Origin of the sequence: Pseudomonas sp. Irchel 3H3, assembly GCF_900187635.1 — a bacterium.
In the GTDB taxonomy this organism is placed as follows: Bacteria; Pseudomonadota; Gammaproteobacteria; order Pseudomonadales; family Pseudomonadaceae; genus Aquipseudomonas.
Genome location: NZ_FYEC01000002.1, coordinates 36,776 through 55,906, shown reverse-complemented (window position 1 = coordinate 55,906; position 19,131 = coordinate 36,776). Strand labels below are relative to the sequence as shown.

Below are 19,131 nucleotides of genomic sequence, written 5' to 3'. Positions count from 1 at the left end.
CCGGTCGAATAATCGGACCGGGAGTGAGGCATGGGCTGGGATCGGGCAACACCCTTTGTGATTGACCTGCAGGTGGCCGCGGAGGACATCGACGGGCTGGGACACGCCAATAACGCGGTGTACGTTACCTGGCTCGAGCGCTGCGCCTGGCGCCACTCACAGCGTCTGGGGCTGGACCTGGTGGAGTATCGGCGACTGGACCGGGCCATGGCCGTGGTGCGCCACGAGATCGATTACCTGGCAGCGGCCTATGAAGGTGACGAGTTGCAGTTGGCGACCTGGATCGTCGACTGGGACCAGCGCCTGAAAATGACCCGGCATTTCCAGTTGGTTCGCCCCAGTGACAACGCGACCCTGCTGCGCGCGCAAACCACCTTTGTCTGTATCGAGCTGTCCAGCGGCAAGCCCAAGCGCATGCCCGCCGAGTTCATCGAAGGCTACGGTCCGGCGTTGCACGCTCTCGCCTGAACGGATTGATGAAATGCAAAAACGGCACCCGAGGGTGCCGTTTTTTTGTTGCTGCGATTCGCTTGAGCGATCAGCCCGCCAGGCCGGCTTGCTGGACCAGAGTCAGCAACGGTTGCGGGTAGACGCCCAGGAGGAACGCCAGGGCGGCGATGGCCAGCAGCATCACGCCACCAGCCTTTTGCTCCCAGTGCAGCTGAGCGTCGACGCGGCGCAGGTTAGGCTCGATCAGGAACAGGGTAACCATCACGCGCAGGTAGTAGAACACGCCGATGGCGCTACCCAGCACCAGCGAGCCGACCAGCCACCATTGGTGCGCTTCGACACCCGTGGCAATGATGTAGAACTTGCCGATGAAGCCTGCGGTCAGCGGGATGCCGGCCAGGGACAGCATCATCACGGTCAGCACGGCGGTCAGGTACGGACGGCGCCAGAACAGGCCGCGATACTCGTACAGGGCGTCGGCGTCACGGCCTTTGTACGGCGAGGACATCAGGGTGATCACGCCGAACGCGCCGAGGCTGGTGATCACGTAGGTGACCAGGTACACGCCGATAGCTTCCAGGGCCAGGCCCTTGCTCGCCACCAGGGCGATCAGCAGGTAGCCGAAGTGGGCAATGGAGGAGTAACCCAGCAGACGCTTGAGGTTGCTCTGGGTCAGTGCCAACAGGTTACCGAACAGGATCGAGGCAATCGCGATCACGGTCAGGACGTTGCTCAGCACGGCGGTGTTGGCGGCTGGGGAGATCTGGAACAGACGCACCATGACCGCAAACACTGCAACTTTCGAGGCAGTCGCCAGGAACGCGGCGACAGGGGCCGGAGCACCTTCGTACACGTCCGGCGTCCACAAGTGGAAAGGCACCAGGGACAATTTGAACGCCAGGCCCACCAGCATCATCGCCATGCCCAATTGCGCCAGCGGGCTGGCTGCGCCGCTGGCGGCCAGGGCGTGACCGATACCGCTGAAGCTCAGGCTGCCAGCATCGGCATAGAGCAGCGCCATGCCGAACAACAGGAACGCGGAACCGGCGGCCGACAGCACCATGTACTTGATGCCGGCTTCCAGCGAGCGCTTGTTGAAGAAGGCATACGCCACCAGACCGTAGACCGGTACCGAGAGCAGCTCCAGGCCGATGAACAAGCCGGCCAGGTGTTGCGCGCTGACCAGCACGATACCGCCGGCCGCAGCCAGCAGGATCAGCAGGTACAGCTCTTCGCGGTTGCCCGGGTAGCCAGTGCCGCCTTCGCCGAGGTAGGCGTGGGCGAGGGTGACGCAGGCCAGGGTCGCCACGAGGATCAGTGCGATGTACAGCAGCGCGAAGTTGTCGACCAGCATCAGCGGGGTGACGACCAGCGGCGCGACCTTGAGTGCCGGCAGGATAGACAGCAAGGCCAGGTTAAGACCCGCCACCGAGAGCAGGAACGTCTGTGAGTGGTTGCGGCGCCATGCGATAGCCAGCATCACCACAATCACGGTGAGGCTGGTGATCAACAGTGGCGCTAGCGCGATAAAGTGTTGAATCGTGAATTCCATAGCGCTCTTACCGGGCCGAAGCGAGTTGAGTGAAGGCGGTACCGAGCCATTGCTGCACACCATGCATCGTCGCAGCAGAGGTATCGAGGAACGGTTGCGGGTAGACGCCGAGGTAGATCAGCAGTACCGCAAGGCCGAGCACCATGATCAGTTCGCGAGCATCCATACCGTGCAGCACCGCGTCCGACTTGGACGGGCCGAAGTAGGCACGGTGGATCATGATCAGCGAGTAGACCGAACCGAACACCAGGCCGGAGGTGGCAATCGCGGTGATCCATGGGGCACTGGCGAAGGTGCCGATCAGGATCAGGAACTCACCGACGAAGTTGCCGGTACCCGGCAGGCCCAGGGAGGCGGCTGCGAAGAACAGGCTGATGGCCGGCAGGTAGGCGATCTTCGACCACAGTCCACCCATTTCACGCATGTCGCGGGTGTGGGTACGCTCGTACAACTGGCCGCTGAGGATAAACAGTGCCGCCGCGGACAGGCCGTGGGCAAGCATCTGGATCACCGCGCCTTGCAGGGCCAACTGGCTGCCGGAGTAGATACCGATCAGCACGAAGCCCATGTGCGAAACGCTGGAGAACGCGATCAGGCGCTTGATGTCGGTCTGGGCAAATGCCAGGAACGCACCGTAGAAGATCCCGACCAGGCCCAGGGCCATGGCGAACGGCGCGAACTCGGCCGAGGCGTTCGGGAACAGCGGCAGGGCGAAACGCAGCAGGCCGTAGGCCGCGGTTTTCAGCAAGATACCGGCGAGGTCGACGGAACCTGCGGTCGGTGCCTGGGCGTGAGCGTCAGGCAGCCAGGAGTGGAACGGCACCACGGGCAGCTTGACCGCGAAGGCGATGAAGAAGCCGAGCATCAGGATGTACTCGGTGGTCATCGACATCTTGGTTTTCAGCAGGTCGGCGTAGTTGAACGTAATCACGCCCGTGCTGTTGAAGTTGACCAGGACCAGACCGAGGATCGCCACCAGCATGATCAGGCCGGAAGCCTGAGTGAAGATGAAGAACTTGGTCGCCGCGTAGATCCGGGTTTTCTTGCCGTCCGAAGAACTGTGACCCCAGAGCGCGATGAGGAAGTACATCGGCACCAGCATCATTTCCCAGAAGAAGAAGAACATGAACAGGTCGAGGGCGAGGAACACGCCGACAACGCCGCCCAGGATCCACATCAGGTTCAGGTGGAAGAAACCCACGTGACGTTGAATCTCTTTCCAGGAGCAGAGTACCGAGAGGATACCCAGCAGGCCGGTCAGCAGGATCATCAACAGTGACAGGCCGTCGAGGGCCAGGTGCACGTTGATGCCAAAACGCTCGATCCAGACGTGCTTGAACTCAAGCGCCCAGGTCGGATCGGCACCAGGTGCCGGAGCAAATGAATAGTCACCATGGGCCCACAGCCAGAGGCCGAGGGCGAGTTCCAGGGTCATGGTCAACAGCGCAATCCAGCGAGGGAGGGTGGCGCCGAAGCGCTCACCCATCCAGCACAGCAGGCCGCCGATGAAGGGGATCAGGATTAGCCAAGGCAGAATCATGACGGGCTCGTTTCCTTTCGCAAATTCGCAAGGTTCATATCAGACCGCTACCAGCACGATGGCGCCGATTACCAGCACGGCACCAGCAGCCATCGAGGCGGCGTACCAACGCAGTTGACCCGTCTCGGTGCGGCTCAGGGAGTTGTGACCCCCTTTGGCCAGACGCGGGATCAAACCGATGGTTTGGTCGAACGGGTCTTTGCGCAGCAGATGGCTGATCGCCAGGTACGGCTTGACGAACAGCTTGTCGTAGATCCAGTCGAAGCCCCAGGCGGCGAACCACCAGGCCGAGAGCAGACGGCCGATGCCGCTGTTGGCGATGGCCGTGACAAACCGACGCTTGCCCAGGAACAGCAGGGCGGCCAGCAGGATACCGGACAGGGCGATGGCGCCCGAGGCGATTTCCAGGCTGTGCTTGGCTTCGCCACCGGCATGCCCGACGCTTTGCGGCAGCACACCGTGCAGCGGCGGCACGATCATCGCGCCAATGGCGGTCGACAGTACGATCAGCACCGACAGTGGCAGCCAGTGGGCAATGCCGTGGCCGGCGTGGGCTTCGGTCTTCGCTTCACCGTGGAACGCGATGAAGATCAGGCGGAAGGTGTACAGCGAGGTCATGAATGCACCCACCAGGCCTGCGTACAGCAGGGCGTGGTTGCCGCTGGCAAAGGCTTCCCAGAGGATTTCGTCTTTCGAGTAGAAACCTGCGGTAACCAGTGGCAGGGCCGCGAGGGCCGCGCCGCCAACGATGAAGCTGGCGTACGCCAGTGGCAGCTTTTTCCACAGGCCGCCCATCTTGAAGATGTTCTGCTCGTGGTGGCAGGCCACGATCACCGCACCGGATGCGAGGAACAGCAGCGCCTTGAAGAAGGCGTGGGTCATCAGGTGGAAGATCGCGCCATCCCAGGCACCGACGCCCAGGGCCAGGAACATGTAGCCGATCTGGCTCATGGTCGAGTAGGCGAGGATACGCTTGATGTCGGTCTGGACCAGGGCGGCGAAACCCGCCAGCACCAGGGTCACACCGCCGACGATGCCGACCAGTTGCAGGATGTCCGGTGCCAGGGCAAACAGGCCGTGGGTACGGGCAATCAGGTAGACACCGGCGGTCACCATGGTCGCGGCGTGGATCAGTGCCGAAACCGGGGTTGGGCCGGCCATTGCGTCCGCCAACCAGGTTTGCAGTGGCAGCTGAGCCGATTTACCGACCGCGCCACCCAGCAGCATCAGGGTTGCCAACACGATCCAGAAGTCGCCAGCCTGGAATTTCTGCGGTGCCAGCACCAGCAGTTCCTGGATGTTCAGCGTGCCCACCTGTTGGAACAGGATGAACAGGCCGATGGCCATGAACACGTCGCCGATACGGGTGACGATGAACGCCTTGAGTGCTGCGTTACCGTTGTTGCGGTTGCTGTAGTAGAAACCGATCAACAGGTAGGAGCACAGGCCCACGCCTTCCCAGCCGAAGTACAGGAACAGCAGGTTATCGCCCAGCACCAGGAACAGCATGCTGGCGATAAACAGGTTGGTGTAGGCGAAGAAGCGCGAGTAGCCGGCTTCACCGCGCATGTACCAGGACGCGAACAGGTGGATCAGGAAGCCCACGCCCACGACTACGCCAAGCATGGTGACCGACAGGCCATCCAGGTACAGGGCGAAGTTGGGGGTGAAACCATCCACCGCCATCCACTGCCACAACACCTGGGTGTAGTGGCCGCCTTCAGGCGGTGCGACGTTGAACTGCCAGATCACGTAGGCAGTGACGATCGCCGAGAGGCCGATGGAGCCGACACCGATCAGCGCCGCGAGGTTTTCCGAGATGCGTCCGCGGGAGAACGACAGCAGCAGGAACCCGATCAGGGGGAATACGAAAGTCAGGAAGAGTAGGTTCATCCGCGCATCTCACTGGCAGCGTCGATATCGAGCGTGTGGAAGCGGCGATACAGTTGCAGCAGGATCGCCAGGCCAATACTGGCCTCGGCGGCTGCCAGGCTGATCACCAGGATGAACATGACTTGTCCATCCGGCTGGCCCCAACGTGCACCGGCAACGATGAATGCCAGGGCAGCGGCGTTCATCATCACTTCCAGGCTCATCAACACGAAAAGAATGTTGCGGCGGACCATCAGGCCGACCAGGCCGAGGCAGAACAGGATGCCGGCGACAGCCAGTCCATGCTCTAAAGGGATAGCAGGCATGAATTACTCCTTCGCCTCGTTGCGGCCCAAATGGAACGCCGTGACGGCTGCAGCGAGCAGCAGCATCGAGGCGAGTTCGACCACCAGCAGGTAAGGACCGAACAGGCTGATGCCCACGGCCTTGGCGTCCACGGTGGTAAGACCAATGGCAGCGCCGCTGGAGTGGCTGAACAGTACGTACAGCAGTTCAGCCAACAGCAGCGCAGCGAGCACGACCGGGCCCAGCCAGATACCGGGCTTGAGCCAGACACGTTCCTGCTGAACCGCGGCCGGGCCCAGGTTCAGCATCATCACCACGAACACGAACAGCACCATGATGGCGCCGGCGTAGGCAATCACTTCCAGGACCCCGGCAAATGGCGCACCGAGGCTGAAGAAGGTCATCGCCACGGCGATCAGCGAAATAATCAGGTAGAGCAGGGCGTGCACAGGGTTGGTGTTGGTGATCACACGAAGCGTGGACACCACCGCGATACCCGATGCGAAATAGAAAGCGAATTCCATCTTTCTTCCTTAAGGCAGCAAGCTCTTCACGTTGATCGGCTCGGCTTCATTTTGCGCGGAGCCTTTTGGCTTACCGGCAATGGCCATACCTGCAACACGATAGAAGTTGTAGTCAGGGTTTTTACCGGGACCGGAGATCAGCAGATCTTCTTTCTCGTAAACCAGGTCCTGACGCTTGAACTCGGCCATTTCGAAATCCGGCGTGAGCTGGATCGCGGTGGTCGGGCAGGCTTCTTCGCACAGGCCGCAGAAAATGCAGCGCGAGAAGTTGATACGGAAGAAGTCCGGGTACCAGCGACCGTCTTCGGTTTCAGCTTTCTGCAGCGAGATGCAGCCGACCGGGCAGGCCACGGCGCACAGGTTGCAGGCTACACAACGCTCTTCACCATCGGGGTCGCGGGTCAGGACGATACGGCCACGGTAGCGAGGCGGCAGGTACACCGCCTCTTCCGGGTATTGCAGGGTGTCGCGCTTGCGAAAGCCATGGCCGAAAACCATGATCAGGCTGCGCAACTGGGTACCAGTACCCTTAACGATGTCGCCAATATATTTGAACATGGGTCAAATCCTCACTGAACCGCGCCCGCAGGCGTGTTCAACAACACAACCGCAGCGGTCACCAGCAAATTGATCAGGGTCAGCGGCAGGCAGAATTTCCAGCTGAAATCCATCACTTGGTCATAACGCGGGCGCGGAATCGAAGCGCGCAACAGGATGAACAGCATGATGAAGAACGCGGTCTTCAATGCGAACCAGAAGAAAGCCAGTTGCGGCAGGATGCCGAACGGACCGTGCCAGCCACCGAAGAACAGGGTGACCAGCAGCGCCGAGATCAGGATGATGCCGATGTACTCGCCGACGAAGAACATGCCCCACTTCATGCCGGCATATTCGATGTGGTAACCGTCGGCCAGTTCCTGTTCTGCTTCCGGCTGGTCGAACGGGTGACGGTGAGTCACGGCGACGCCAGCAACGAAGAAGGTACAGAAACCGAAGAACTGCGGAATGATGAACCACAGGTTCTGCGCCTGGTACTCGACGATGTCACGCATGTTGAACGAGCCGACCTGAACCACGATGCCCATGAGCGCAAGGCCCATGAACACTTCGTAGGACACGGTCTGGGCCGAGGCACGCAAGGCACCCAGCAGGGCGAACTTGTTGTTGCTCGACCAGCCGGCGAACAGCACCGCGTAGACCGAAAGGCCGGCCATGGCGAAGAAGAACAGCAGGCCGATGTTCAGGTCCGCCACACCCCAGGTCGGGGTGATCGGGATGATCGCGAAGGCGATCAGCAAGGCGCTCATGGCCACGACCGGTGCCAGGGTGAAAATCACCTTGTCGGCAAACGGCGGGGTCCAGTCTTCCTTGAAGAACATCTTGAGCATGTCGGCGGCGATCTGGAACATGCCGAACGGGCCAACGCGGTTCGGACCATAACGGTCCTGCCACCAGCCCAGTAGGCGACGTTCGACGAAGCTGAGCAGGGCACCTGCAACCACCACGGCCAGCATCACCACCAGGGCCTTGACGACCGCGATGATGGTGTCGATCACTTCAGGGGTGAACCAGGTCATTGCGCTGCCTCCTGCAGACCGTCAACGGAAAAGCCTGCGATCGCTGGTGGAATGCCAGCCAGGCCGGCAGGCAAGGCCACCAGGCCAGCACCCAGCTGCTCATTGATGCGCAGTGGCAGACGCAGGGTCTGGCCGGCCACGTTCAGGCTCAGCAGGGCGCCATCGTTAACCCCCAGGCGATCGGCTTCGGACTTGGCCAGCGCCACGTAGGCCGCGGGAATGCGTTCTTGTACCGGAGCGGCCTTGGAAGAGTTCTCTTCGCTGCCGAGCAGGTGGAAGAACGGCACGACCTGCCAGGTACCCTGGGCCGGGTTGAAGGCGCGAGGCACATTGGCGAACCAGTTCAGCGCATCACCTGTGCTTTCGATCAGGCGGGTGCCTGGGTCGCCAGCGCGGATGTGACCACCGACTTCGTCCTGGAACTTGTTCCAGGCTTGCGGCGAGTTCCAGCCCGGGGACCAGGCGAATGGCACTTGCTGACGCGGCTCGACCGAACCCGAGTAACCTTCCATGGAGAAGGCGAACGCGGTGTCGTTGTCTTGCGGGGTGCGCGGCTCGTGCACGCTGATGTCGGCGCGCATGGCGGTCCGGCCGGAGTAACGCAGCGGCTCACGGGCGAGTTTCATGCCCTTGATGCGGAACGCGGCGGACGGGGCGGCATCGACGATGCGTGCCAGTTGCGGCGTGCTGGAAGCGACGGCAGCGGTCACGTGGTCGAGCTGGGTCCAGTCGATTGGCTGGTTCAGCAGGGTGGCGCGCAGGGCGTGCAGCCAGCGCCAGCCTTCGTGGACCAGGATGCTGGCGTCCATGTACTTCGGATCGAACACCTGGAAGAAGCGCTGGGCGCGACCTTCCTGGCTGACCAGGGTGCCATCGCCTTCGGCGAAGCTGGCAGCTGGCAGGACCAGGTGCGCGCGATCACTGGTGGCGGTCTTCTGATGGTCAGCGACGATCACTACTTTCGCGGCGCTCAGGGCTGCATCGACCTTGGCCTTGGTGGTGCGGGTGTACAGGTCGTTTTCCAGCACGACGATGGCGTCGGCCTGGCCGTCGATGACTGCTTGCAGGGCTGCATCGACCGATTCGCCACCGAGCATGGCCAGGCCGAGGCTGTTGGCCTCTGGCACGATCAGGCTGATGGAGCCGTTCTTCTCGCGCAGCTTCAGCGCCTTGGCGATGTTCGCGGCAGCTTCGATCAGCGCCTTGGAACCCAACGAGGTGCCGGCAATGATCAATGGGCGCTTGGCCGCGAGCAAGGCGTCGGCGATGCGCTTGGCCAGTTCGAGGGCTTCGCTGTCCAGGCCTTCAACGGCTGGAGCGCTGGCGTCGAGGGCGTGAGCCACGGCGAAACCGATGCGGGCCAGGTCGTCGGGCGCGGCGTGTACGCACTCTTCGGCGATGTCGTCGAGCTTGGTCTCAGCGATGCTGGCGATGAACAGCGGGTTCAGCGCGTGCTGGCCGATGTTCTTCACGGCGGCGTCGAGCCAAGGCTGGACGCGCATGGCGTCGGCCATGTCTTCAGCCTTGCCCTTGACCGATTGACGCAGGGACAGCGCCATGCGGGCGGCGGTCTGGGTCAGGTCTTCACCGAGGACGAAGATCGCGTCGTGGTCTTCGATGTCACGCATGTTCGGCACTGGCAGTGGGCTGTCGTTCAGCACTTGCAGGACCAGGCGAATACGCTCCAGCTCAGCGGCTTCGATACCGCTGTAGAAGTGCTCGGCGCCGACCAGCTCGCGCAACGCGTAGTTGCTTTCGAGGCTGGCCCGCGGCGAACCGATACCGACGATGTTGCGACCGCGCAGCAGGTCGGCGGCTTTATCCAGCGCTTCGTCGAGGCTCAGCTTGGCACCATTGGCCAGCAGTGGCTGACGCGGGCGGTCTTCGCGGTTGACGTAGCCATAACCGAAACGGCCACGGTCGCACAGGAAGTACTGGTTCACCGAGCCGTTGAAACGGTTCTCGATGCGCCGCAGTTCGCCGTAGCGCTCACCTGGGGAGATGTTGCAACCGCTGGAGCAGCCATGGCAGATGCTCGGCGAGAACTGCATGTCCCACTTGCGGTTGTAGCGCTCGGAGTGAGTCTTGTCGGTGAACACACCGGTCGGGCAGACCTCGGTGAGGTTGCCGGAGAACTCGCTTTCCAGGGTGCCGTCTTCAACGCGACCGAAGTACACGTTGTCGTGGGCGCCGAACACGCCCAGGTCGGTGCCGCCGGCGTAGTCTTTATAGAAGCGCACGCAGCGGTAGCAGGCGATGCAGCGGTTCATCTCGTGGGAAATGAACGGGCCCAGTTGCTGGTTCTGGTGGGTACGCTTGGTGAAGCGGTAACGGCGCTCGTTGTGGCCGGTCATTACCGTCATGTCTTGCAGGTGGCAGTGACCGCCTTCCTCACAGACCGGGCAGTCGTGAGGGTGGTTGGTCATCAGCCATTCAACAACGCTGGCGCGAAAGGCCTTGGACTCTTCATCGTCGATGGAGATCCAGGTGCCATCAGTGGCAGGGGTCATGCAGGACATGACGATACGACCGCGGGTGTCGTTCTCGTCGGTGTACTGCTTGACCGCGCACTGGCGGCAAGCGCCAACGCTGCCAAGGGCGGGGTGCCAGCAGAAGTAAGGAATATCGAGGCCTAGCGACAGACATGCCTGTAACAGGTTGTCTGCCCCGTCGACTTCGAGCGCTTTGCCGTCTACGTGGATAGTGGCCATGGTTCAAAGTTCTTCGTTGGCCCGGTGTCAGCGGGCGTGGCTAATGGAATCTTGTCATTCGCGTGAGTCAAAACAGCCGCGGGCGGCGTCATCACACGAGAAGGCGAAGGGCACGGACCCTTCGCCTTGTTAAGCGTTACGCGCCGACTACGATCGGCCTTGCCAGGGGCGGGACGGCGGCGCTGATAGGCGCGATGCCGGCTTCGAACTCTGGACGGAAGTATTTGATTGCGCTGCCCAATGGCTCCACGGCACCCGGTGCGTGAGCACAGAAGGTCTTGCCTGGGCCGAGGAAGCCGACCAGACCCAGCAGGGTCTCGATGTCACCGGGTTGGCCTTCGCCTTTCTCGATGGCCATCAGCAGCTTGACGCTCCATGGCAAGCCATCGCGGCAAGGGGTGCAGAAACCGCACGACTCACGGGCGAAGAACTGTTCCATATTGCGCAGCAGGGACACCATGTTGACGCTGTCGTCCACCGCCATGGCCAGGCCGGTACCCATACGGGTGCCCACCTTGGCGATGCCGCCGGCGTACATTTGTGCGTCCAGGTGTTCCGGCAGCAAGAAACCGGTACCGGCGCCGCCTGGCTGCCAGGCCTTGAGCTTGAAGCCATCGCGCATGCCGCCCGCGTAGTCTTCGAACAGCTCGCGGCCGGTAACGCCGAATGGCAGCTCCCACAGGCCCGGGTTCTTGACCTTGCCGGAGAAGCCCATGAGCTTGGTGCCCATGTCTTCGCTGCCTTCGCGGGCCAACGATTTGTACCAGTCCACGCCGTCGGCAATGATCGCCGGCACGTTGCACAGGGTTTCAACGTTGTTCACGCAGGTCGGCTTGCCCCACACGCCTACGGCGGCAGGGAAGGGTGGCTTGGAGCGCGGGTTGGCGCGACGGCCTTCGAGGGAGTTGATCAGTGCGGTTTCTTCACCGCAGATGTAACGCCCGGCGCCGGTGTGCACGAACAGCTCGAAGTCGAAGCCTGAGCCGAGGATGTTTTTACCCAGCAGGCCAGCGGCCTTGGCTTCTTCCACGGCACGGTTGAGGTGCTTGGCGGCGGTGGTGTATTCGCCACGCAGGAAGATGTAGCCACGGTAGGTTTTCAGCGCGCGGGCGCTGATCAGCATGCCTTCGATCAGCAGATGGGGCAGTTGCTCCATCAGCATGCGGTCTTTCCAGGTGTTGGGCTCCATTTCATCCGCGTTGCACAGCAGGTAGCGGATGTTGATGGATTCGTCTTTGGGCATCAGGCCCCACTTCACACCCGTGGGGAAGCCCGCGCCACCGCGACCCTTGAGGCCGGCGTCTTTCACGGTCTGGACGATGTCGTCCTGGGCCATGTCGGCGAAGGCCTTGCGTGCCGCGGCGTAACCGTTCTTGGCCTGGTACTCGTCGAGCCATACGGCCTCGCCGTCGTCACGCAGGCGCCAGGTCAGCGGATGGGTCTCTGCCGAGCGCTTGATGCGGTTGGCCGGGCCGAAGGAAGTCAGGGTCATACGTAGCCCTCCAACAGTTTGGCAACGCCAGCAGGCTGTACGTCACCGAAAGTGTCGTCGTCGATCATCAACGCCGGCGCCTTGTCGCAGTTGCCAAGGCAGCAGACAGGCAGCAGGGTGAAACGACCGTCGGCAGTGGTCTGGCCGAGGCCGATCCCCAGTTTGCTCTGGATTTCGCTGACCACCGACTCATGGCCGCCGATGTAGCAGACCATGCTGTCGCAGACGCGAATGATGTGGCGGCCCACTGGCTGGCGGAAGATCTGGCTGTAGAACGTCGCCACGCCTTCAACGTCGCTGGCCGGGATGCCGAGGATCTCGCCGATGGCGTACAGGGCGCCATCGGGCACCCAGCCACGTTCCTTCTGGACGATCTTCAGGGCTTCGATCGACGCCGCGCGCGGGTCTTCGTAGTGATGCAACTCGTGCTCGATGGCCGAGCGCTCGGTTTCACTCAAGGTGAAACGGTCTGTCTGGATAAGCGTGCTGTTCATGCTTAGCGGTCCACGTCGGCCATAACGAAGTCGATACTACCCAGGTACGCAATCAAGTCCGCGACCATGCTGCCTTTGATCACCGAAGGGATCTGCTGCAGGTGCGGGAAGCTTGGAGTACGAATCCGGGTGCGGTAGCTCATGGTGCCGCCGTCGCTCGTCAGGTAGTAACTGTTGATGCCCTTGGTCGCTTCGATCATCTGGAAGGATTCGTTGGCCGGCATCACCGGGCCCCACGAAACTTGCAGGAAGTGCGTGATCAGGGTCTCGATGTGCTGCAGCGTGCGCTCTTTAGGCGGCGGCGTGGTCAGCGGGTGATCCGCCTTGTACGGGCCTTCCGGCATGTTGCGCATGCACTGGTCGATGATCTTGATGCTCTGGCGCATTTCTTCGACGCGCACCATGCAGCGGTCGTAGGCATCGCCATTGGCTGCCAGCGGGACTTCGAACTCGAAGTTCTCGTAGCCCGAGTACGGGCGCGCCTTGCGCAGGTCGAAATCGCAACCGGTGGAACGCAGGCCGGCACCGGTGACGCCCCATTCCAGGGCCTCTTTGGTGTTGTAGGCAGCGACGCCAATGGTCCGCCCCTTGAGGATGCTGTTCTGCAGGGCGGCCTTGGTGTACTCGTCGAGGCGCTTTGGCAGCCATTCAACGAAGTCCTTGACCAGTTTTTCCCAGCCGCGTGGCAGGTCGTGGGCGACACCGCCGATGCGGTACCAGGCCGGGTGCAGGCGAAAGCCGGTAATGGCTTCGATCACCGTGTACGCCTTCTGGCGGTCGGTGAAGGTGAAGAACACCGGGGTCATGGCGCCGACGTCCTGGATGTAGGTACCCAGGAACAGCAGGTGGCTGGTGATCCGGAAGAACTCGGCCATCATGATGCGGATGACGTCGACCTTCTCGGGCACCTTGATGCCGGCCAGCTTCTCGACCGAGAGCACGTACGGCAGGTTGTTCATCACGCCGCCGAGGTAGTCGATACGGTCGGTGTACGGGATGAAGCTGTGCCAGGACTGACGCTCGGCCATTTTCTCGGCACCACGGTGGTGGTAGCCGATGTCCGGTACGCAGTCGACGATCTCTTCGCCGTCCAGCTGCAGGATGATGCGGAACGCACCGTGAGCCGAAGGGTGGTTGGGACCCAGGTTGAGGAACATGTAGTCCTCATTCGCCCCGGAACGTTTCATGCCCCAGTCTTCAGGCTTGAAGCGCGCGGCTTCTTCCTCAAGCTGTTGCTTGGCCAGGGTCAGGCTGAACGGGTCGAACTCGGTGGCACGGGCCGGGAAGTCCTTGCGCAGCGGGTGACCTTCCCAGGTCGGCGGCATCATGATGCGCGACAGGTGCGGGTGACCTTTGAAGTCGATGCCGTACATGTCCCAGACTTCACGTTCGTACCAGTTGGCGTTGGGCCAGATGCTGGTGACGGACGGCACGCTGAGGTCGCTCTCGGACAAGGCGACCTTGATCATTACGTCACTATTACGTTCGATCGACATCAGGTGGTAGAACACGGTGAAGTCGACGCCGCCAGGCAGCCCTTGACGCTTGGTGCGCAGACGCTCGTCCACGCCATGCAGGTCATAGAGCATGACGTACGGCTTGGGCAGGTTGCGCAGGAAGGTCAGGACTTCGACGAGTTTGGCACGGGCAACCCAAAGCACCGGCATGCCGGTGCGGGTAGGCTGGGCAGTGAATGCCTCAGGGCCAAAACGGTTGTTCAGTTCGACGACCACATCCTGGTCGTCTGCCTTGTAAGGCGGGATGTACAGAGCACTGCCTGTAGTCATGGTTATTTATCGCTTTCGGTCAACGTAAAGAATGAAGCCAGTTTTCGGTTTCTTTGCAGGAACAGATCTGGATCAGACTTCGTCGGGGCTGCGCAGGTTGGTGACTGCGATTCGCTGTTCGCGGCGCTGTTCCTTTTGCGAAGGCATCTCGGCGCGGTACACGCCTTGATCGCCGACGACCCAGGAAAGCGGGCGACGCTCTTGGCCAATCGACTCCTGCAGCAGCATCAGGCCTTGCAGGAAAGCTTCAGGGCGGGGCGGGCAGCCAGGCACGTAGACGTCCACGGGCAGGAACTTGTCCACTCCCTGAACCACGGAGTAGATGTCGTACATGCCACCGGAGTTGGCGCACGAGCCCATGGAGATTACCCACTTCGGCTCGAGCATTTGCTCGTAGAGACGCTGAATGATCGGCGCCATCTTGATGAAGCAGGTACCGGCGATAACCATGAAATCCGCCTGGCGCGGCGATGCCCGGATAACCTCGGCGCCAAAGCGCGCGATGTCGTGGGGCGCCGTGAAGGCAGTGGTCATTTCCACGTAGCAGCACGAAAGGCCGAAGTTGTACGGCCACAGGGAGTTCTTACGTCCCCAGTTGACCGCGCCGTTCAGCACGTCTTCGAGCTTGCCCATGTAGATGTTTTTGTGGACTTGATCTTCTAACGGATCGGAAACGGTTTCCCGCTCGCCGATCGGGTACTGCTCGTTAGGAGCATCCGGGTCGATCCTGGTGAGATTGTATTGCATTGCCAAAGCCTCATTGTTTCAGCTTCGCCTGCCGCTTACGACGAGCTTCCGGAGCCCAGTCAAGGGCGCCCACTCGAAATAGGTAGACAAGACCTGCCAACAGAATTGCTATGAAAACGAGAGCTTCGACGAATCCGGTCCAGCCGCTTTCGCGGACGGACACAGACCATGCAAAGAGAAAGAGGGCTTCGATATCGAAGATCACGAACAACATCGCGACCAGATAGAATTTGGCTGAGAGCCGCAAGCGGGCGCCACCTGTAGGTAGCATGCCGGACTCGAACGGTTCGTTTTTGCTGCGGCCCCAGGCTTTTGACCCGAGGAGGCTGGAGACGCCGAGCATGAAGGCACAAAGGCCGCCGACACCCAGAAGGAAAATGGCAAAGCCCCAGTTGTGGGCCATGAGTCCTGTCGCTTCGGGCATGCTGGTAATCCTTAACAGAGAGCAAGGGTCTCTGAGCTTGATAAAGAAATAAAGCAGTGACGATATGTCGCAGCGCAATCAATCGCGGTGATTTTATGGCTAAACACCGTGCAAGTAAAATTCCTATAGCGAAATTATTTATAGGAATAAGGACATAGCGCACCTGCGAGGCCCTGCAGCCCGTGCGGTACGGGCATTAGCCGGGGTTTTGTTAATTATGTTTTGTAAGGAATGTAACGAACATTTTTCGAGCTAAATGATAATCAATATTGTTTGGGATGGTTTTTAAACTGTTTGGTGTATGGGTGAGTGGGAAGTTGTCTTTGATGCGCATTGCTGCAAGTAGCGGGCAGGGCTGTTTTACCTTGATTTTCAGCGAAAGAAACTGCTCTGGATCAATGTCTTTCCCGCGGGATCGAGGCTGCAACGCAGACCTTGGAGCTGGCTTGCCAGCGAAGAGGCCCGAAAGCCATGCTGTGAATGAACGGACGCTTCGCTTCGGTGCGGCGATCCGACAAGCCGGCTCCGACGCTCTAAACACAGCTGTGCCCGCCATCAATGACCAAATCGGCACCGGTCATCCATGATGATTCATCAGATGCCAGGAGGATGGCCGCACCTGTCATACCTCTGGAGCATCCGGCCACTGGTTGGCGTTGCCGTTGGTGACGGTCAGCCCAGGTGAAATGGTGTTGCCCCTGATGCCATAGGGTGCAAGCTCCAGCGCACAGTTTCGTGTAAGCATCGACAGTGCTGCCTTGCTGCCTTGCTGCCTTGATAAGCTGACATTCGGCTGACCACCTTGAGGGCACTGACAGATGAAATGTTAATGATGCTGCCGCTCTATTTACGCGCTATGCAATCTGTTGCAAAGCGTTGAGTTGCAAAGAAGGGAAAGCGGAGGTTGACCGCAAGGGTTCGTTCGTACTCCTCTCCGCTCAGCTCCAGGAACGGAGTGCTGGTTATAAATGCGGGATTATTGACAAGTATATCTATCGGTTCGAGGTCCGCGTGCGCTGTCTCGAAGAGTACATCTACGGTACAGCTTGCGGCATCCATCAGCATGAAACTGGCCCGCTGTTCAAGACGCTCGGCTAATGCAGTAACCGCGCGCTCGCCGGCTTCATTCGTGCGGGCGGTAATGAAGACATCGGCCCCTTGCGCAATGAACGCTTCGGCTATCGCTCTTTCAATGCCTGCCGATGCTCCTGTTATTAGAACTCGCTTACCTTTCCATCTTCCTTCCATGATTGAGCCTTCGTTTAGTGCTCGATTGTAAGAACGTGGGCGTAACGCTTGAATATAGAGAGGTGTCTAAATTTTTCTGGCGTGAAGTCAAACAAAATTAACTTGCTTCGTTACATTATATTTCGGGCCGGCGCTGGGTGTGATTTCTCATCAGGGTTGTACGGCGTATATATCTCTTGTGGTGCGGTGTTTAAATGGCGTCTTGGTGTTGGCGAAAATTCCTACGGAACTTTCATTCGTAAATTAACGACTTTTCTTAGTTGCCGTAAAAAAATGAATGTGCAACGCTGCTGGGGCTCTTCTTGCGTCATGAATGATGGAGGTCGTGTATGTCAGAGCAAAAAAACAAATATATTAATACTGCCAGATCCGTCGACATCGGTAATCCTTCTTGGGCACTTGCACAAGATTCAGGGCTTACCGATTTGAGTATCGAACATACCCGGCTTGGGCGTATGCAAGACCAGAACGGTCATGAGTTCATGAATATGTGCTCTTGCTCATATTTGGGGCTTGAGGTCGATGAGCGCCTGGCGCGACGTGCCGCAGATTATGTCTTGAGTTGCGGTACCGTGAATTTGCCCACCTCGCGTATCAGAATAAGATTGAAAGAGCTCGACGAGCTTGAAGACGCCTTATCCGCACATTTCGATTGTCGAGCATTTACAGCGACTTCCTGTAGCGCGGGCATTGTCGCGTCTCTGCCTCTGCTTGCAGCCGGTATGTTTACCGAAGGCCAACGCCCGGTTTTGATCTTTGATAAGCATGCCCATTTTGCATTGAATCAGGTCAAGGCTATCTGTGGTGATGAAACGCAGGTTGTCACGTGCGATCACAATGATGTCGATTTTATCGAGGATATGTGCAAGCGTCATGCTTTGGTCGCGTATGTTGCTGACGGTGCTTACAGTATGGGAGGGAGTGCGCCCATTGAACGACTGTTGGCTTTGCAGGACAAGTATGGGTTGTTTCTGTACTTCGATGATTCTCATTCATTAAGTGCCTATGGTGAGCGGGGCGAGGGCTATATTCGTACGTTTATGCCTGAGCTCAATCCTCGGACCCTACTGGTTTATTCATTGGCTAAAGCATTTGGCGCCAATGGTGGCGGCATATTCATGTCGGAGAAGGCTAACTGTCAGGAAATTTTCCGTCGGTTTGGCGGGCCAATGTCCTATTCACAATATGTAAATCCCGCCGCTATAGGCGCTGCGATGGCTTCCCTGGATATTCACAAGACCAGTGAGCTTGACGTTTTGCAGCAGAAGCTTAGTGCCAATATTCGTCTGTTCGATAGCTTGTTTGCGACAGAGCACGCGGGGTCGTGTCTACCAATACGAGTTATTCCGTTGGACAGTCCAGATATGGCAATCAGCGTTTCCGAGGGTGTCTTCAAGCGCGGTTATTACACTTCAGCCGTATTCTTCCCCATCGTGGCCAGGAACAAATCCGGTTTGCGCGTGATGATGCGTGCAGACATGTCCCAGGAAGATGTCCGTAGCTTCTGCTCCGCTGTACAGGCAGCGGTCGAAGAGGCGCGCCTGAACCTGAAACCTGTCCAGCGTTGAGAAGTTACGATGACCAATCCCACACCAAGAAGTTTGCTGTATTGCTCCGCCTTGCACACTGAGCAGTACGCCAAGAGTGCCCTGACGGATGTCATGGTGATTGATCTGGAGGACGGGGTTCCGTTCCCTGATAAATCCGAAGCCCGATTATGTGTTGAACAATTCTATCGTTACCCTGTTACGCAGCGTACAGCACTGCGTATCAATCCTCTGCGTGATAATCAAGGGTTGCTCGATCTGTTGTTGGTGCAATCACTTGAACAGCGGCCAGAGTTCATAGTCATGGCAATGACCGAGGCGGCGGCCGAAATAGAGGTGGTGCGCGCCAACTTAAATCGCAATGGAGAAAGTCCGAAAATCCTGGTCACCGTCGAAACGCCGGCCTGTTTGCGGGATATTTACGCCATAGCATCCAGTGCCGACGGACTGATCTTTGGTTCCGCCGACTATGCGGCCAGCTTGGGGGTGCAGATCGGGGGCTGGAGCAACATCCTGCATGCACGTGGGAGCATCGTCGCTGCTGCAAGCGCGGCGGGTATACCTGCGTTCGACACCGCTTACTTCAATCTCGACGATGAGGCGGGGCTGCTGAAGGAATGCCAGGAAACCCGGGAATTGGGATTCAGTGGCAAGACCTCCATTCACCCAAGGCAGATATCCATCATCAATGATGTGTTCACTCCTTCCATCGCTGAGTACGAACATGCTTTGGCAGTTGTGCAGGCTGCGGAAAACAGTGGTGAAAAAATTACCCGGTTAAAAAACCTCATGGTAGGGCCGCCGTTTGTGAAGCAAGCCCGGAAACTTATCCAGCGCGCCCAGGAACTGGGTCTTTGAGG

General features: G+C 59.6%; 18 protein-coding genes. 3 read left to right on the top strand and 15 right to left on the bottom strand.

Annotation, left to right across the window (positions count from 1 at the left end):
• Positions 1-30: 30 nt before the first annotated feature.
• The gene (locus CKW24_RS03260; RefSeq protein ID WP_095165249.1) at positions 31-468 is read left to right on the top strand and encodes a thioesterase family protein; all 438 of its coding nucleotides are present in this window, start codon (positions 31-33) and stop codon (positions 466-468) included.
• 70 nt (positions 469-538) lie between these two features.
• Here the strand turns inward: CKW24_RS03260 and nuoN are convergent, their stop codons facing one another.
• From nuoN to CKW24_RS28315, 15 genes are all read right to left on the bottom strand, one after another.
• Positions 539-2,002 carry an NADH-quinone oxidoreductase subunit NuoN gene (gene nuoN / locus CKW24_RS03255; protein WP_095165248.1) on the bottom strand — a complete coding sequence of 488 codons (1,464 nt, stop codon included), beginning with the start codon at positions 2,000-2,002 and terminating at the stop codon, positions 539-541.
• A gap of 7 nt (positions 2,003-2,009) precedes the next feature.
• Positions 2,010-3,542: an NADH-quinone oxidoreductase subunit M gene (gene nuoM, locus CKW24_RS03250; RefSeq protein ID WP_095165247.1), complete on the bottom strand. Its 1,533-nt coding sequence runs from the start codon at positions 3,540-3,542 to the stop codon at positions 2,010-2,012.
• 39 nt (positions 3,543-3,581) lie between these two features.
• The gene (gene nuoL, locus CKW24_RS03245) at positions 3,582-5,435 is read right to left on the bottom strand and encodes an NADH-quinone oxidoreductase subunit L (protein ID WP_095165246.1); all 1,854 of its coding nucleotides are present in this window, start codon (positions 5,433-5,435) and stop codon (positions 3,582-3,584) included.
• Positions 5,432-5,740, bottom strand: a complete 309-nt coding sequence (gene nuoK / locus CKW24_RS03240; RefSeq protein ID WP_093421177.1) for an NADH-quinone oxidoreductase subunit NuoK — start codon at positions 5,738-5,740, stop codon at positions 5,432-5,434. The genes nuoL and nuoK overlap by 4 nt, the downstream gene beginning before the upstream one ends.
• Before the next feature lie 3 nt (positions 5,741-5,743).
• A complete protein-coding gene (gene nuoJ, locus CKW24_RS03235) occupies positions 5,744-6,244 on the bottom strand; it encodes an NADH-quinone oxidoreductase subunit J (protein WP_095165244.1) in 501 nt (166 codons plus the stop codon).
• 9 nt (positions 6,245-6,253) lie between these two features.
• On the bottom strand, positions 6,254-6,802 hold the full coding sequence (nuoI, locus tag CKW24_RS03230; protein WP_042559871.1) for an NADH-quinone oxidoreductase subunit NuoI: 549 nt from the start codon (positions 6,800-6,802) through the stop codon (positions 6,254-6,256).
• 11 nt (positions 6,803-6,813) lie between these two features.
• Positions 6,814-7,821, bottom strand: a complete 1,008-nt coding sequence (gene nuoH / locus CKW24_RS03225; RefSeq protein ID WP_095165243.1) for an NADH-quinone oxidoreductase subunit NuoH — start codon at positions 7,819-7,821, stop codon at positions 6,814-6,816.
• Positions 7,818-10,532: an NADH-quinone oxidoreductase subunit NuoG gene (gene nuoG, locus CKW24_RS03220; RefSeq protein ID WP_095165242.1), complete on the bottom strand. Its 2,715-nt coding sequence runs from the start codon at positions 10,530-10,532 to the stop codon at positions 7,818-7,820. Before nuoG ends, nuoH begins: the two co-directional genes overlap by 4 nt.
• A gap of 136 nt (positions 10,533-10,668) precedes the next feature.
• A complete protein-coding gene (nuoF, locus tag CKW24_RS03215; RefSeq protein ID WP_095165241.1) occupies positions 10,669-12,024 on the bottom strand; it encodes an NADH-quinone oxidoreductase subunit NuoF in 1,356 nt (451 codons plus the stop codon).
• A complete protein-coding gene (gene nuoE, locus CKW24_RS03210; RefSeq protein ID WP_008020715.1) occupies positions 12,021-12,518 on the bottom strand; it encodes an NADH-quinone oxidoreductase subunit NuoE in 498 nt (165 codons plus the stop codon). Before nuoE ends, nuoF begins: the two co-directional genes overlap by 4 nt.
• A gap of 2 nt (positions 12,519-12,520) precedes the next feature.
• Entirely contained in the window at positions 12,521-14,305 is a 1,785-nt protein-coding gene (gene nuoC, locus CKW24_RS03205) for an NADH-quinone oxidoreductase subunit C/D (protein ID WP_095165240.1), read from the bottom strand.
• Positions 14,306-14,377: 72 nt separating this feature from the next.
• Complete coding sequence (locus CKW24_RS03200) at positions 14,378-15,052, bottom strand: NADH-quinone oxidoreductase subunit B family protein (RefSeq protein ID WP_093421209.1); 675 nt, start codon at positions 15,050-15,052, stop codon at positions 14,378-14,380.
• Positions 15,053-15,062: 10 nt separating this feature from the next.
• Entirely contained in the window at positions 15,063-15,476 is a 414-nt protein-coding gene (locus CKW24_RS03195) for an NADH-quinone oxidoreductase subunit A (protein WP_007905050.1), read from the bottom strand.
• Between the two features lie 622 nt (positions 15,477-16,098).
• Positions 16,099-16,221 carry an SDR family oxidoreductase gene (locus CKW24_RS28320; protein WP_256585385.1) on the bottom strand — a complete coding sequence of 41 codons (123 nt, stop codon included), beginning with the start codon at positions 16,219-16,221 and terminating at the stop codon, positions 16,099-16,101.
• Positions 16,222-16,319: 98 nt separating this feature from the next.
• Positions 16,320-16,724 carry an SDR family NAD(P)-dependent oxidoreductase gene (locus CKW24_RS28315; RefSeq protein WP_256585384.1) on the bottom strand — a complete coding sequence of 135 codons (405 nt, stop codon included), beginning with the start codon at positions 16,722-16,724 and terminating at the stop codon, positions 16,320-16,322.
• A 329-nt stretch (positions 16,725-17,053) separates the two neighbouring features.
• Between CKW24_RS28315 and CKW24_RS03185 the strand changes: the two genes are divergently transcribed.
• Both CKW24_RS03185 and CKW24_RS03180 read left to right on the top strand, forming a co-directional pair.
• Positions 17,054-18,292 (top strand): aminotransferase class I/II-fold pyridoxal phosphate-dependent enzyme, encoded by a 1,239-nt coding sequence (locus CKW24_RS03185; RefSeq protein ID WP_095165239.1) that lies wholly within the window; start codon positions 17,054-17,056, stop codon positions 18,290-18,292.
• A gap of 9 nt (positions 18,293-18,301) precedes the next feature.
• Positions 18,302-19,129: a CoA ester lyase gene (locus CKW24_RS03180; RefSeq protein WP_095165238.1), complete on the top strand. Its 828-nt coding sequence runs from the start codon at positions 18,302-18,304 to the stop codon at positions 19,127-19,129.
• Positions 19,130-19,131 lie beyond the last annotated feature (2 nt).

What these genes read in the sequence shown, in the direction of transcription:
- CKW24_RS03260 (WP_095165249.1), top strand. Translation starts at nt 31, where the DNA reads ATGGGCTGGGATCGGGCAACACCCTTTGTGATTGACCTGCAGGTGGCC.
- nuoN (WP_095165248.1), bottom strand. Translation starts at nt 2,002, where the DNA reads ATGGAATTCACGATTCAACACTTTATCGCGCTAGCGCCACTGTTGATC.
- nuoM (WP_095165247.1), bottom strand. Translation starts at nt 3,542, where the DNA reads ATGATTCTGCCTTGGCTAATCCTGATCCCCTTCATCGGCGGCCTGCTG.
- nuoL (WP_095165246.1), bottom strand. Translation starts at nt 5,435, where the DNA reads ATGAACCTACTCTTCCTGACTTTCGTATTCCCCCTGATCGGGTTCCTG.
- nuoK (WP_093421177.1), bottom strand. Translation starts at nt 5,740, where the DNA reads ATGCCTGCTATCCCTTTAGAGCATGGACTGGCTGTCGCCGGCATCCTG.
- nuoJ (WP_095165244.1), bottom strand. Translation starts at nt 6,244, where the DNA reads ATGGAATTCGCTTTCTATTTCGCATCGGGTATCGCGGTGGTGTCCACG.
- nuoI (WP_042559871.1), bottom strand. Translation starts at nt 6,802, where the DNA reads ATGTTCAAATATATTGGCGACATCGTTAAGGGTACTGGTACCCAGTTG.
- nuoH (WP_095165243.1), bottom strand. Translation starts at nt 7,821, where the DNA reads ATGACCTGGTTCACCCCTGAAGTGATCGACACCATCATCGCGGTCGTC.
- nuoG (WP_095165242.1), bottom strand. Translation starts at nt 10,532, where the DNA reads ATGGCCACTATCCACGTAGACGGCAAAGCGCTCGAAGTCGACGGGGCA.
- nuoF (WP_095165241.1), bottom strand. Translation starts at nt 12,024, where the DNA reads ATGACCCTGACTTCCTTCGGCCCGGCCAACCGCATCAAGCGCTCGGCA.
- nuoE (WP_008020715.1), bottom strand. Translation starts at nt 12,518, where the DNA reads ATGAACAGCACGCTTATCCAGACAGACCGTTTCACCTTGAGTGAAACC.
- nuoC (WP_095165240.1), bottom strand. Translation starts at nt 14,305, where the DNA reads ATGACTACAGGCAGTGCTCTGTACATCCCGCCTTACAAGGCAGACGAC.
- CKW24_RS03200 (WP_093421209.1), bottom strand. Translation starts at nt 15,052, where the DNA reads ATGCAATACAATCTCACCAGGATCGACCCGGATGCTCCTAACGAGCAG.
- CKW24_RS03195 (WP_007905050.1), bottom strand. Translation starts at nt 15,476, where the DNA reads ATGCCCGAAGCGACAGGACTCATGGCCCACAACTGGGGCTTTGCCATT.
- CKW24_RS28320 (WP_256585385.1), bottom strand. Translation starts at nt 16,221, where the DNA reads ATGCTTACACGAAACTGTGCGCTGGAGCTTGCACCCTATGGCATCAGG.
- CKW24_RS28315 (WP_256585384.1), bottom strand. Translation starts at nt 16,724, where the DNA reads ATGGAAGGAAGATGGAAAGGTAAGCGAGTTCTAATAACAGGAGCATCG.
- CKW24_RS03185 (WP_095165239.1), top strand. Translation starts at nt 17,054, where the DNA reads ATGTCAGAGCAAAAAAACAAATATATTAATACTGCCAGATCCGTCGAC.
- CKW24_RS03180 (WP_095165238.1), top strand. Translation starts at nt 18,302, where the DNA reads ATGACCAATCCCACACCAAGAAGTTTGCTGTATTGCTCCGCCTTGCAC.